This window comes from Roseovarius sp. TE539 (genome assembly GCF_003298505.1).
Lineage (GTDB): Bacteria > Pseudomonadota > Alphaproteobacteria > Rhodobacterales > Rhodobacteraceae > Roseovarius.
Map to the genome: position 1 here is coordinate 128,456 of NZ_QNGB01000002.1, position 13,328 is coordinate 141,783.

General features: G+C 62.9%; 11 protein-coding genes. 7 read left to right on the forward strand and 4 right to left on the reverse strand.

Going from position 1 to position 13,328, the window contains the following annotated elements; translation table 11 throughout:
• The first annotated feature begins 86 nt into the window (after nt 1–86).
• Together DQW77_RS01935 and DQW77_RS01940 are read left to right on the forward strand one after the other, a co-directional pair.
• On the forward strand, nt 87–1,271 hold the full coding sequence (locus DQW77_RS01935) for an RsmB/NOP family class I SAM-dependent RNA methyltransferase (RefSeq protein WP_113256488.1): 1,185 nt from the start codon (nt 87–89) through the stop codon (nt 1,269–1,271).
• 84 nt (nt 1,272–1,355) lie between these two features.
• Nucleotides 1,356–3,695 (forward strand): ATP-binding protein, encoded by a 2,340-nt coding sequence (locus DQW77_RS01940; protein ID WP_309301304.1) that lies wholly within the window; start codon nt 1,356–1,358, stop codon nt 3,693–3,695.
• Here the strand turns inward: DQW77_RS01940 and DQW77_RS01945 are convergent.
• Entirely contained in the window at nt 3,656–4,300 is a 645-nt protein-coding gene (locus tag DQW77_RS01945; RefSeq protein ID WP_113256489.1) for a gamma-glutamyl kinase, read from the reverse strand. The two genes, DQW77_RS01940 and DQW77_RS01945, sit on opposite strands and share 40 nt — an antisense overlap.
• Nucleotides 4,301–4,484: 184 nt before the next feature.
• On the opposite strand from DQW77_RS01945, the gene recA reads away from it, so the two are divergent.
• From recA to DQW77_RS01970, 5 genes are all read left to right on the forward strand, one after another.
• Nucleotides 4,485–5,567: a recombinase RecA gene (recA, locus tag DQW77_RS01950; protein ID WP_113256490.1), complete on the forward strand. Its 1,083-nt coding sequence runs from the start codon at nt 4,485–4,487 to the stop codon at nt 5,565–5,567.
• A gap of 122 nt (nt 5,568–5,689) precedes the next feature.
• The gene (alaS, locus tag DQW77_RS01955; protein ID WP_113256491.1) at nt 5,690–8,353 is read left to right on the forward strand and encodes an alanine--tRNA ligase; all 2,664 of its coding nucleotides are present in this window, start codon (nt 5,690–5,692) and stop codon (nt 8,351–8,353) included.
• Between the two features lie 3 nt (nt 8,354–8,356).
• On the forward strand, nt 8,357–8,644 hold the full coding sequence (locus DQW77_RS01960) for a DUF1330 domain-containing protein (RefSeq protein WP_113256492.1): 288 nt from the start codon (nt 8,357–8,359) through the stop codon (nt 8,642–8,644).
• A gap of 295 nt (nt 8,645–8,939) precedes the next feature.
• Complete coding sequence (locus DQW77_RS01965; RefSeq protein WP_113256493.1) at nt 8,940–9,209, forward strand: hypothetical protein; 270 nt, start codon at nt 8,940–8,942, stop codon at nt 9,207–9,209.
• A 196-nt stretch (nt 9,210–9,405) separates the two neighbouring features.
• Nucleotides 9,406–9,690, forward strand: a complete 285-nt coding sequence (locus DQW77_RS01970; RefSeq protein ID WP_113256494.1) for a hypothetical protein — start codon at nt 9,406–9,408, stop codon at nt 9,688–9,690.
• 15 nt (nt 9,691–9,705) lie between these two features.
• On the opposite strand, the gene typA is transcribed toward DQW77_RS01970, so the two are convergent.
• The 3 genes from typA to ssb form a co-directional block, all read right to left on the reverse strand.
• Complete coding sequence (gene typA, locus DQW77_RS01975) at nt 9,706–11,526, reverse strand: translational GTPase TypA (protein ID WP_113256495.1); 1,821 nt, start codon at nt 11,524–11,526, stop codon at nt 9,706–9,708.
• Nucleotides 11,527–11,610: 84 nt separating this feature from the next.
• Nucleotides 11,611–12,399: a GNAT family N-acetyltransferase gene (locus DQW77_RS01980; protein ID WP_181711176.1), complete on the reverse strand. Its 789-nt coding sequence runs from the start codon at nt 12,397–12,399 to the stop codon at nt 11,611–11,613.
• Nucleotides 12,400–12,680: 281 nt separating this feature from the next.
• On the reverse strand, nt 12,681–13,166 hold the full coding sequence (ssb, locus tag DQW77_RS01985; RefSeq protein ID WP_113256497.1) for a single-stranded DNA-binding protein: 486 nt from the start codon (nt 13,164–13,166) through the stop codon (nt 12,681–12,683).
• Nucleotides 13,167–13,328 lie beyond the last annotated feature (162 nt).

Genomic DNA, 13,328 nt, shown 5'->3' on the forward strand with positions numbered 1-13,328 from the left:
CGGAGGGCGGGCATCATGATCGCTGCCGCATCTGCCTTGGAGGTTGCCATGTTTCCATCTCCGACCCGGTCGCGAGGGCTAGGCCCATGAGGCCGGGTGCGCTTGTGGCGGCTGCCATCGCGGTGCTCGACGAGATCGGGGGCGGCGTTCCTGCCGAAAAGGCCCTGACCGGGTGGGCGCGTCGGTCGCGCTTTGCCGGATCGGGGGACCGCGCGGCGGTGCGTGATCATGTCTATCAGGTGTTGCGTTGCCGGCGCTCATGCGCCTGCCTTGGCGGCGGGGAGGATGGCCGGGCGCTGATGATTGGCCTGCTGCGCGCGGCCGGTGAAGACCCGCAAGCCTTCTTTACCGGGCAGGGCCATGCGCCGCCCCCCCTGAGTGCCGCGGAACACGATGCCGGCGCGCCACCGGTGACCGACGGGGATCGGATGGATCTACCTGACTGGCTGATCGAGCCGTTCAGGGCCTCGCTGGGGAAAGATGCGCAAGCCCAGGCCGAAGCATTGCGGGGCCGGGCACCGGTGATGCTGCGTGTGAACCTGCGGCGCGGGAATACCCGGCACGCGCGCACGGCGTTGGCCGAGGAGGGGATCCTGACCGACGCCCATCCTGTCGCGGAAACGGCCCTGAAGGTAACCAGTGGCGCGCGCCGATTGGCCAACAGCCGTGCCTTTCGCGAGGGGTTGGTCGAACTTCAGGACGGCTCGGGACAGGCGGCAATGGAAATCGTCGGCGTACCTTCGGGCGCGCGGGTGCTGGACTACTGCGCGGGCGGCGGCGGCAAGACCCTCGCACTGGGCGCGCGTCTGGATGCGGACTTCTTTGCGCATGACGCAAATCCCCGTCGCCTCACCGACATTCCGGCCCGCGCCGCGCGGGCCGGTCTGAATGTGAAGGTGCTGGCGCAGCACGAACTGTCTGCGCATGGGCCATATGATGCCGTGATCTGCGACGTGCCCTGTTCGGGAAGCGGAACCTGGCGCCGCACGCCCGAGGCCAAGTGGCGGCTCAGCGCGGAAGGGCTCGCCCGGCTCCTCGTCACGCAGGACGACATCCTTGATGCAGCATGGCGGCTTCTGGCGCCAGGCGGTGTGCTTGTCTATGCGACCTGTTCGCTGCTGGAAGACGAGAACGAGGCGCGCGTCGGGGCATTCCTGCAAAGAACGCCGGGAACCCGCCGCGTGCTGCAAAGACGGTGGCCGGTTTCCGACGGAGGAGACGGCTTCTTTGTGGCACTCGTGCAGGATGATTCAACGGTGACACAACCTTGACGTGTAACCACGGATGCCGTTAAGTCACGTTTAAGGCTTTTCCCTCAGGTTGCGGGTAAAGCAGTAGCGGGACGGGCGCGGTTCTTGGCATTCGCGACACATATCGGCGGGCCGATCGGCGTGGCCGCGGCTCGGCTCAGACCGCGGGCGGGGCTGGTTTTCCTTGCGGCAATGCTTTTTGCCCTCTCGGGGTGGGTTCTTTCTGACAAGCGGTTGGGCCTGGCACTGTTCGCGGTGGCGCTGATATTGGCGGTGGCGGCTGCCTGGATCGTGGTACTGGATTGGCTGGCGGGGCTGTGGCGCCGCCGCAGGGCCGGCGCCATCGCCGCATTGGTTGCCGGCGATGCGGTGCCAAGCCTCTTGACCGATGCGCAGGGCAGGATCACGTATGCCAATGCCGCCGTCGCCCGCGATCTGGGCGATCCGGGCGGGGACAGAACCCTCGCCGCGTTGCTCGAATCCTGGACGGCCCGGCCCGGGGCATTGCTTTACCGTTTGGAAAACCGCGCGCGTGCGACAGGCGGTGACGATGCCGATTGCGCGCACGAGGATGTCGTGACACGCGGTGGAACTTTCCGTATCGGCCTGCGGATGCTTGACCCGGACCGCCTGTTGTGGCGCATCGAACGGACCGTCCTGCCGGAGCCTCGAAATGGCGATGCGGTGCCTTTGCCGATGCTGACCCTCGGGCGCAACGACGCCATCCTGTTCATGAACGCGGCGGCCCGTGATCTTGTCGGGGAAAGGGTGCGCAACCTTGACCGCCTGTGTGCTGATCTTCCCATCCGGTCGGGCATGAGGGCCGACATCAGCACGGCCTGCGGACCGGTGCGCTGTCTGGTGCTGGAGCTGGAGGCGTCGGCCGGACGGCGTGAACTGTTCCTGCTGCCCGACGAGGCCGCGGCGGAACGGGCGCCGAACGGCTGGGCCTTCTTCGACGAGTTGCCCGTGCCGTTGCTGAAGCTGGACGTCTCGGGACAGTTGCAATTGTCCAATCGTCCCGCGCGCGATCTGCTTGGTATCGACATTGAAAGACACACCTCGCTTCAGGACCTGCTTGAAGGATTGGGAAGGCCGATCGCGGACTGGCTGGCCGAGGCGGCCGCGGGACGCGGCGGACGGCGCTCGGAGTTTCTCAGGGTGCGCCCCGCAGAGCGGGAAGTTTTCGTTCAGGTCACGCTCAACCGCGCAATGGAAGACGGGAAAAGCGTTCTGATCGCGGTGCTCAACGATGCCACGGAACTGAAATCGCTGGAACAGCAGTTCACGCAGAGCCAGAAAATGGAGGCGATCGGACAGCTTGCCGGAGGTGTGGCGCATGATTTCAACAATCTGCTCACGGCGATCAGCGGCCATTGCGACCTGCTTCTTCTGCGACATGACCGGGGGGATGCGGATTACGCGGACCTGGTCCAGATCGCCCGGAATTCCAACCGGGCAGCGGCGCTGGTGGGGCAGCTGCTGGCCTATTCCCGCAAGCAGACTTTACGCCCGGTCGTCATGGATCTGCGCGATTCGGTCTCCGACATGATGCATCTTCTGAACCGGCTGATCGGCGAGAAAGTCACCCTTACCCTGCGTCATGATCCGGAGCTCGCACCCGTCCGGGCCGACAAGCAGCAACTGGAACAGGTTCTGATGAACCTGGTTGTGAATGCCCGGGATGCGATGCCGCAGGGCGGGGACATTGTCATCGAGACCGAGAACATGTGCCTTGACCGGCCGCTGCGCCGTGACAGGGCGGAGGTGCCGGCCGGCCGCTACGTGGCGGTGCGGGTGATCGATCATGGCACCGGCATTCCACCCGATCGTCTTGACAAGGTGTTCGAACCTTTCTTCACCACCAAGAAAGTCGGGGAGGGGACCGGGCTTGGCCTGTCGACGGCATACGGGATCATAAAGCAGACCGGCGGCTTCATATTTGCCGACAGTCCTCCGGGCGCCGGCACCCTCTTTACCATCATGCTGCCGGTCCACGAAACACGGTCCGACACACCTGAACCGGTGGGAAAAGGCCCGTCACGCTTGCCGGTCGAGGGGGATGCCGTGGTTCTGCTGGTGGAAGACGAGGCGCCGGTTCGTGCCTTCGCTGCCCGCGCGCTGCAATTGCGCGGCTTTACCGTGCTGGAGGCCGGATCGGCCGAAGACGCGCTTTCTCAGCTGGAAGATCCGGACGTGCATGTGGACGTTTTCGTCACCGACGTGGTCATGCCGGGAATGGACGGACCGGGATGGGTGAAGACGGCACTGGAGACACGGCCGGATGTGCGGGTCGTGTTCATGTCGGGTTATGCCCAGGAGAGTTTCGAGGACCTGCAACGCCGTGTGCCCGCATCGGCATTCCTGTCCAAGCCCTTTTCGCTCAACGACCTGACCCAGACGGTTCAGCGGCTGGTCGCCTCGGGCGCCGGCAGCGGGCGATAGGCTCCGTCACTGCCGATGCCTTCCCAAAGGTCGAACTCGGCGCCGCACTTGCGCCGCAGGCGCGCTTCGGTCGCTTTGGAGAGGTCCAGCGGCATGCGCGGCGATTCGTTTTGGCGTTCCGTGCCCGGCAGGTCCCTCCCGAGCCTCGCGCTGAGAAACCGCGCCAGGCCGTCGGGATCCTCGTAACGGAAAAGATGTGTCACCGCGGTGCCGTTGCGTTGCGGCTCCAGGAACTTGGCCTGGGAGCCGACATTGGCGAAACCGGGCTTCCGGCCCTTCATGTAGGACAGCACGAACTCCTCGAAACTGATGTCGTGCGTTGCATTCGTCCGGCCCTTCATGTAGGGCCGACGACGATACCTGTACCAGCTTCCCAGCCAGCTGATCGGTTCACGCATCACGGCCAGAACCTCGATCTCGGGGCCAAGAAACTTCTCCAGCGCAGGGCGGAAGAAGCGGTTGTAGCGAAACACCGGGGCATGCTTCAGCTCGGGCGGATCCGAGATGACCATGGATGCAAGGGGCGCCAGCGCGGCCTCATGCGCCGTGGTTCCCGTCTTCGGTACAGACAGAAAAACCAGTTTTGCTTTTGAAAACACAAGCATGGACACTTCGCCCCGTTATTGCCGCTGCGCGTAAACTACTCTTTAACCCTTCCGGTAAAAAGTGGAAACCAGAACAATCTTCTTGAAATGTTCTTGTTCTGTCTTCATAACGAAACAGAACACAGAGTGAACATTCGCGGTGATTGCCGCGCCTGACACGATATGAAATAAGGACGTGAACGCAATGGCAACGGCAGACCTTCTTTCCATGGACAGCAAGAAAAGCGCGGACAAGCAGAAGGCGCTGGACAGCGCCCTGGCCCAGATCGAACGGCAGTTCGGCAAGGGGTCGATCATGAAACTTGGCGGTGACAATCCCGTCAAGGATATCGAGTCGACATCGACCGGCTCGCTCGGCCTGGATATCGCGCTCGGGATCGGCGGTCTGCCCAAGGGGCGGATCGTGGAGGTTTATGGCCCCGAAAGCTCGGGCAAGACAACCCTGACGCTGCACTGCGTCGCCGAGGAGCAGAAGAAAGGCGGTGTATGCGCTTTCGTGGATGCCGAGCATGCGCTGGATCCGATCTATGCCCGCAAGCTGGGCGTCGATCTTGACGAACTTCTGATCAGCCAGCCCGATACGGGCGAACAGTCACTGGAGATCGTGGACACGCTGGTGCGCTCGGGCGCAGTCAGCATGGTTGTCGTGGATTCCGTTGCCGCGCTGACGCCCAAATCCGAGCTGGAAGGCGACATGGGCGACAGCAATGTCGGCGTGCAGGCCCGGTTGATGAGCCAGGCGATGCGCAAGCTTACCGGATCGATCAGCCGCAGCAACTGCACAGTGGTCTTCATCAACCAGATCCGGATGAAGATCGGCGTCATGTTCGGCAGCCCGGAAACGACCACAGGCGGCAACGCGCTGAAATTCTACTCTTCCGTCAGGCTTGACATCCGCAGGATCGGCGCGCTCAAGGATCGTGACGAGGTGGTCGGAAACGCGACCCGGGTCAAGGTCGTCAAGAACAAGGTCGCCCCGCCATTCAAGCAGGTCGAGTTCGACATCATGTACGGCGAAGGCATCTCCAAGAACGGCGAGCTTCTGGATCTCGGCGTGAAGGCCGGCGTGGTGGAAAAATCGGGCAGCTGGTTCAGTTACGGCGACGAACGTATCGGCCAGGGTCGCGAGAACGCCAAGACATTCCTCAAGGAAAACAGTGCCATCGCACTTCAAATCGAGGACAAGATCCGCGCCGCCCACGGGCTGGAGTTCAATATGGACGATGGCGGGGATCAGGACGGGGAAAGTGGTGTCGTGGAAACCTGACCTGACACGGCGCATTTTTGCAAGGCCCGGGCAGTGCCCGGGCTTTTTTCTTGCGGTGGACTCGCCGCGCCGGCACGGCTAAATCAGCGGAACGCAAGGCCAATCACCCCGAAAGACACCTCATGCCGACGCTGAACGAAATCCGCTCGACCTTCCTGGACTTCTTTGCCAGGCACGACCACGAGATCGTCGAGAGTTCTCCTCTGGTACCGCGCAACGATCCGACCCTGATGTTCACGAATGCCGGCATGGTACAGTTCAAGAACTGTTTCACCGGTGTCGAGCACCGGGACTACAACCGCGCCGCCACGTCCCAGAAATGCGTGCGTGCGGGTGGCAAGCATAACGATCTGGACAATGTCGGTTACACGGCCCGGCATCATACCTTTTTCGAGATGCTGGGCAATTTCAGCTTCGGTGATTATTTCAAGGAGGCTGCGATCCCGTATGCCTGGGATTTGCTGACCCGGGACTTCGGACTGGACCCTGAAAAGCTCCTGGTCACGATTTACCATGATGACGAAGACGCCGCGTCAATCTGGAAGAAATACGCGGGGCTGGATGACGGGCGCATCATACGGATCGCCACGGAGGACAATTTCTGGTCCATGGGGGCGACGGGTCCATGCGGCCCCTGCACCGAGATCTTTTATGATCACGGTCCGGAAATCTGGGGTGGCCCGCCGGGCAGTCCGGAAGAGGACGGAGACCGTTTCGTCGAGATCTGGAATCTCGTCTTCATGCAGTATGAACGGTTCGGGGACGGTACCCTGCAAGATCTTCCGAACCAGTCAATCGACACCGGAATGGGACTCGAACGGATCGGTGCGCTACTGCAAGGCAAGCATGACAATTACGACACCGACCTGATGCGCAGCTTGATCGAGGCGAGTGCGAATGTAACGAATTCCGATCCCGACGGTGAGGGCAACGTGCATCATCGCGTAATCGCCGATCACCTGAGATCCACCTCGTTCCTGATCGCCGATGGCGTGATGCCCAGCAACGAGGGCCGCGGGTATGTTCTGCGCCGGATCATGCGCCGGGCCATGCGTCACGCGCATCTTCTTGGCGCGAAGGATCCGGTGATGCACCGACTGGTACCGAGCCTCGTGGCGCAGATGGGCCAGGCATTTCCTGAACTTGGCCGCGCTCAGCCGCTGGTTGAGGAAACCCTGAAGCTGGAGGAAACACGCTTCAAACAGACACTGGAGCGTGGTTTGCGCCTTCTGGAAGAGGAACTCGGCGCGTTGCCCCCCGATGCGGCCTTGCCCGGCGAGACGGCCTTCAAACTCTATGACACATTCGGCTTTCCGCTTGACCTGACACAGGACGCGCTGCGCGAGCGGGACCGCGAGGTGGACATATCCGGGTTCGATGCGGCGATGGCGCGACAGAAGGCGCAGGCGCGGGCGGCCTGGGCGGGCTCGGGAGAGTCGGCCGATGCAGCGATCTGGTTCGATCTCGGAGAGGAGCACGGGGCCACCGATTTCCTTGGCTACGATACCGAAACGGCAGAAGGTCAGATCATCGCGCTGGTCCGGGACGGCGAAACCATCCCTTCGGCGCAGGCCGGCGAGACCGTGCAGATCGTTCTCAATCAGACGCCCTTCTATGCCGAAGCCGGCGGACAGGTCGGCGATACCGGCAGCCTGACGGTCGAGGGAGGGCGCGCGCGCATAACCGACACGCGGAAGGTGGCGGGTGTCCATGTTCATTACGCCGAAATCTCCGATGGAAGGGTCGGCGCGGGGCAGGCGGCAGTGCTGGAGGTGGACCATGACCGGCGCCGCGCGATACGGGCGAACCATTCTGCGACCCATCTGCTGCACGAGGCGCTGCGATCATCTCTGGGCGAACATGTGGCACAGCGGGGGAGCCTGAACGACGAGTCGCGCCTGCGTTTCGATTTCAGCCATTCCCGGCCGCTGAGCGTTGACGAGATCGAAAGGATAGAAGCCGAGGTGAATGCCCTTATCCGCCAGAACGCCCCGGTTGAGACCCGTGTCATGGCCCCGGACGATGCGCGTGACCTGGGCGCGCAAGCCCTGTTCGGAGAGAAGTATGGTGACGAGGTGCGGGTTGTTTCCATGGGGTTTGAGGACGGGTCCGGCAAGGGCCTGGATGGCCGTACATACTCGATCGAGCTTTGCGGAGGCACACATGTCGACCGGACAGGCGACATCGGCGTTTTCGCCCTGACATCCGACAGTGCGTCAAGCTCGGGCGTGCGTCGCGTCGAAGCGTTGACGGGGGCGGCCGCGTTCGATCATCTGAGCCGCCAGCGTGCGCGCATTGCGGCGCTGGCCGAGGACCTCAAGGCACGGCCCGATGAGGTTGTCGAACGTGTGCGCGGGGTGGTGAACGAGCGCCGGACCCTTGCCAACGAGGTTTCGCAGCTGCGCCGTGAACTGGCCATGGCCGGTGGCGCGGGGCAGGGCGAAGCGCCGGCCGTGGAAGAGATCGGCGGAATGAAATTTCTGGCCCAGGTCCTTCAGGGCGTGTCCGGCAAGGACCTGCCGGCGCTCATCGACGAACACAAGGCACGGCTGGGGTCGGGCGCGGTGCTGTTGATCGCCGATGCCGGTGGCAAGGCGGCCGTTGCGGCCGGGGTGACAGAGGATCTTGTCGGAACCGTTTCGGCAGTCGATCTCGTGCGCGCAGCCGTGCCGAAGCTGGGCGGAAAAGGTGGTGGCGGTCGACCGGACATGGCGCAGGGAGGCGGACGCGATGCCGCCAACGCGGAGGCCGCCATCGATGCAGCACGAAAGATCATGGGAGGATAGGAAATGCCGGCACTCTGGATTGCGCATGTGACAGTTACCGACGAAGAGGCTTACGGCAAATACGCCAAGCTTGCCGGCCCGGCGATCGCCAAGCATGGCGGGCAGTTCATCGCCCGCGGCGGGCGCTATGTGCAGCTTGAGGGCAAGGACAGGCCGCGCAACGTGGTGGCACGTTTTCCGTCGGTCGAGGCGGCCGAGGCGTGCTACCATTCGGCGGATTATCAGGAGGCGTTGAGCCACGCGCGTGGCGCCTCCGAACGTGAACTCCTTATCGTGGAGACATCGGAATAGCCGATTTTCTCGGCCCCGACGCCCGCATCTGCGAATCGGCACGCGCCGCCGATTGTTTCCAGTTCAACTGATCGGATATCGTTTCGACGAAACTGTTGATGTTCCATTAACAGTGACGTTTCAGTGACTTGCCGTTATTATGGCAAAACTATGGCCTTGACGCCACAATTCCAGCAAATTTTAGGAAAAACCGGCGCTTTCCGTGCCTGCCACGCGCGAGCGCCCTGATTTGAGGTCGCGGCATGAGGGCGCAAGTGACTACACTGCCCGTGTTAATTCAACATGGAGAAGTAACATGAAGACCATTATGATCGGTGCGATCGTCGCCATGGGTGCCGCCGCCTCGCCTGCACTGGCCTGGGAAGGGCAGAAAGTGGCTTGCTACGACAAGGTCTGGGTGGAAACGACCTATACCGTAACCAAGGAACTCGAATATCCGTCGAAGAAGAAGTGGGAACATCACGACGGCCAGATGGTCAAGATGTATTACCCGCCGATCTACATGGAAAATCGCCATGTGGACACGCCCGGCCATTACGTGCTGCGCAAGGCGCCCTGCAACTGAGACATGCGGCGTCCACGGGATGTGCGGTGGTTTCGCTGCGCATCCCGGCCCTGGCGCGATGTCTGTGCGCCAGACGCGATACCCGCGTATCGGATATGAAATCCGGCGCCGGTCCGCGAACCGTCAAACAGTTTTCCAATTAATGCCGCAATGGCGTGCCACCTTCTGCCGGCAGACGGCATGAAGGAGAGCAGTCATGAAAATGTCCCTTGCGGCATTGGCCGGGGCGGTGGTGCTGATGGCGGCATCCGATGCGCGCGCGCAGGAGCCCACACAACGGGAAAGGCTTCTTGCCTGTTACAAGCAGGTGAAGGTCCCGGCGAAATACAGCGTCAACAAGGTCAAGATCAAGGAGGCCGAGCGCAAGTACATCCGGCGCAACAACCGGATCGAGCTGGTCGAGTACCCGGCCGTCTACCGGGAGGACAGGACCCTCGTCGAACCTGCGCATGTCGTGATGCAGGAAATTCCCTGCGACTGACAATGGCGCCCGGACTCAGCCGGCCTTCGCCATGCGTTTGCGCTCGTGAGGGTCCAGGAACCGCTTGCGAAGTCGAATGGCATTCGGCGTCACCTCGACAAGTTCGTCGTCGTCGATATATGCGATCGCCTCTTCAAGGCTCATCTCGACAGGTGGGGTCAGGCGTACCGCCTCGTCGGTACCGCTGGCGCGGACATTTGTCAGTTTCTTTCCCTTCAGCGGGTTGACCTCAAGATCATTCTCCCGGCTGTGTTCGCCGATTATCATGCCTTCATAAACCTTTTCCTGCGCCCCGATGAACATGCGCCCGCGTTCCTCGAGGTTCCAGAGCGCGTAGGCGACTGACTCGCCCTTCTCCATAGAGATCAGGACACCTGCACGCCGCCCCGGGATCGGTCCCTTGTGGGGCACCCAGCCGTGGAAGACACGATTCAGCACCCCGGTCCCCCGTGTATCTGTCAGGAACTCGCCGTGATACCCGATGAGCCCGCGCGAGGGCACCAGCGCGACGATGCGCGTCTTGCCGGTGCCGGCAGGTTTCATCTCGGTCAGTTCGCCCTTGCGCGGCCCGGTCAGCTTCTCGATCACGGCACCGGAATACCCCTCGTCGACATCAATGGTGACCTCCTCGACCGGCTCCAGCGTCTCGCCGTTCTCGCCTTCCCTGAGCAGGACCTGCGGCCGCGAGATCGACAGTTCGAAACCTTCGCGGCGCATGTTCTCGATCAGGACACCCATTTGCAGTTCCCCGCGCCCGGCGACTTCGAAAGCTTCTCCGCCGGGGGTGTCATCGACGCGGATCGCGACGTTGGACTCGGCCTCCTTCTTCAACCGGTCCCGGATGACACGGCTCTGGACCTTCTTGCCGTCGCGCCCGGCAAGCGGGCTGTCGTTGATGCCGAAAGTGACGGTGATCGTCGGCGGGTCGATCGGTTGCGCGGCAATCGGCGTGTCCACGGCAAGCGCGCAGATCGTGTCGGCCACCGTTGCCCTGGACATCCCTGCAAGGCTGACAATATCGCCGGCAACGGCCTCGTCTATTTCCTGCGGAGCGAGGCCGCGGAAGGCCTGGATCCGCGCGACGCGGAACTGTTCGATCTTCTGCCCGACCCGTGACAAAGCCTGCACCGTCGCGCCGACCCGAAGGCGCCCGGATTCCACCCGCCCGGTCAACAACCGTCCGACAAAGGGATCGCTGCCAAGGGTCGTGGCGAGCATGCGGAAATCCTCGTCCTGCCGGGCCTGTTGCCTGGGGGCCGGCACATGGTTCACGATCAGGTCGAAGAGCGCCGAAAGGTCTTGCCGCGGCCCGTCAAGTTCATGATCGGCCCAGCCTGACCGGCCGCTTGCATACATGTGCGGAAAATCAAGCTGGTCGTCACTGGCGTCGAGATTGGCGAAAAGATCGAAACATTCGTTGAGCGCGCGGTCCGGTTCCGCGTCCGGCTTGTCCACCTTGTTGAGCACCACGATCGGCCGCAGCCCAAGAGCCAGCGCCTTGGAGGTGACGAACTTGGTCTGCGGCATCGGGCCCTCGGCCGCGTCGACCAGCAGCACGACACCGTCCACCATGCTCAGGATCCGTTCGACTTCGCCGCCAAAATCGGCGTGGCCGGGTGTATCGACAATGTTTATGCGCGTGGTCTTCCACTCGACGCTGGTCGCCTTTGCGAGGATCGTGATTCCACGCTCACGCTCAAGGTCGTTGCTGTCCATGGCCCGTTCATCCACGGCCTGGTTTTTCCGGAAGGCGCCGGATTGCTTGAGCAATTCGTCCACCAGAGTGGTCTTGCCGTGGTCGACATGGGCGATGATCGCGATGTTGCGCAGGTCCATTTGCGGGGGTTCTCCGGATGTTTGCCCGCGCCCTATACCGATGCCCGGACAAATACCAGAGCCAATGGAGCCTCCCTGGCGGTTTCACGCGGGACCCGGCCCGCGGGCGAGGCGGCGCCGGCGGATGTTGACCCCGGAAAAGTGCAGCATGGTATGCCCCAGCGGGCGGACAGTCGCACCGCAGCCGATCTTGAAACGCGCCAGGCCGGGCGCGGAGTCGGTGTTTACGACACCGAGGTCGAACCGAATGTAGCCGCGGGCCGCGAGCCACTCCGCCGCCTCCCAGATCAGAAGGTTGTGGGCCGAACGGCGTCGTCCCTCCGGCCCGGTCCAGCCGAGATGATAGGTTGCGCAGGGCGGATGGAGCAGCAACAGGACGAAGGCAACGCAGTGTCCGCGATGACAGGCGGTGAGCAGGTGGGTTGCCTGCGGCTGCCGTCTTGCCCAGGCAAGAGTGAATTCCGGTGGCAAAGCGCTGTAGCCACGCGCCCGACGCTGGATCGATTCACGGGCAATGAGGGTTTCGTCACGACCCGATTGAAAGGGTCGGCTCCCGACGTCCAGCCCTGATCGACGGGCATGGCGCAGACGGTTGCGCCATTTTCCCGTCTGGCGCGCCCACCGATCTGCGGCGGGTCTTGCAAGGTCAAGTTCCGCAACGTGCTGTGGGGCCACGAGCCGTTGACATCGCAGGCCGGCGTAAAGGGCGCTGTCGGCGGCGTCTTCGGCCTGCACCAGCAGAAAACCCGATCCGCTCCGCTCGACCAGGAGACGCGACAGAAGGCCCTGCCGGATGTCCGGCGGTGTTCCCGGGTGCCATACGGGGCCGCGCGGCAACCAGTGAACGCGGATCGGACCAAAACGGCGGCCCACGATTTGCGCCTGCGCCGCTTGGCCCGGGCCACATCGAAGCCGATGATTATGAACTTGCACACCCAGGGCCGAGAGGGCACGGCCGTAATTGGGATGCTGATGCAGAGCGACGGGCACCTTGTGCGACCCGGTGTCGAAGTCGGATGAAATCTCCATGCGCCGATTTAGCGGGGAGGAAGCTAAATCGTCGTAAACACTGGCATGAAAAGGCCGTCCTGGATCTGCCCGAGCAGCTTGCCCTCACACGGACAGGGGGCAGGGCCGGTCAAAAGCGTCGCGTATCAGAACGGGATTTCGTCGTCGATATCGTTGCCCGCTCCGCCGCCCATACGGTCATCGGGTGCGGGCCCGCCGCCGCCATACCCACCGCCGCTGCCGCCGCCATAATCCCCTCCGCCGCCACCGCTGCCGCCATCACGACCGTCAAGGAACGTCATTTCGCCGGCATAGGGCCGCAGCACGACCTCGGTCGTGTAGCGATCCTGACCGGATTGGTCCTGCCACTTGCGGGTTTCCAGCTTGCCTTCGAGATAGACTTTGGAGCCCTTGCGAAGATATTGCTCTGCCAGCCTCACGAGCGCCTCGTTGAAGATCGCGACGCGATGCCATTCGGTGCGTTCGCGCCTTTCGCCGGTATTGCGATCCTTCCAGTTTTCGGATGTGGCAACCGCCAGGTTGCAAACCTTGCCACCGTTCTGGAACGTGCGCACCTCGGGATCGCGGCCAAGATTGCCGATGAGAATTACCTTGTTTACCGATCCGGCCATGTGATCCTCCGATAGATTCCGTTTTCCCTGCTTACACCACCCCAACAGGATGAAGGAAAGGTAAATTTGGGCCCGGGCGGGGTGAACCGCCGGTCTTGCCCGCGCAACGGAATGCCGACCGGCACGCCGTGGTCGGCACGGCTCTGGATATCCGGCCGAGAA

What these genes read in the sequence shown, in the direction of transcription:
- DQW77_RS01935 (WP_113256488.1), top strand. Translation starts at nt 87, where the DNA reads ATGAGGCCGGGTGCGCTTGTGGCGGCTGCCATCGCGGTGCTCGACGAG.
- DQW77_RS01945 (WP_113256489.1), bottom strand. Translation starts at nt 4,300, where the DNA reads ATGCTTGTGTTTTCAAAAGCAAAACTGGTTTTTCTGTCTGTACCGAAG.
- recA (WP_113256490.1), top strand. Translation starts at nt 4,485, where the DNA reads ATGGCAACGGCAGACCTTCTTTCCATGGACAGCAAGAAAAGCGCGGAC.
- alaS (WP_113256491.1), top strand. Translation starts at nt 5,690, where the DNA reads ATGCCGACGCTGAACGAAATCCGCTCGACCTTCCTGGACTTCTTTGCC.
- DQW77_RS01960 (WP_113256492.1), top strand. Translation starts at nt 8,357, where the DNA reads ATGCCGGCACTCTGGATTGCGCATGTGACAGTTACCGACGAAGAGGCT.
- DQW77_RS01965 (WP_113256493.1), top strand. Translation starts at nt 8,940, where the DNA reads ATGAAGACCATTATGATCGGTGCGATCGTCGCCATGGGTGCCGCCGCC.
- DQW77_RS01970 (WP_113256494.1), top strand. Translation starts at nt 9,406, where the DNA reads ATGAAAATGTCCCTTGCGGCATTGGCCGGGGCGGTGGTGCTGATGGCG.
- typA (WP_113256495.1), bottom strand. Translation starts at nt 11,526, where the DNA reads ATGGACCTGCGCAACATCGCGATCATCGCCCATGTCGACCACGGCAAG.
- ssb (WP_113256497.1), bottom strand. Translation starts at nt 13,166, where the DNA reads ATGGCCGGATCGGTAAACAAGGTAATTCTCATCGGCAATCTTGGCCGC.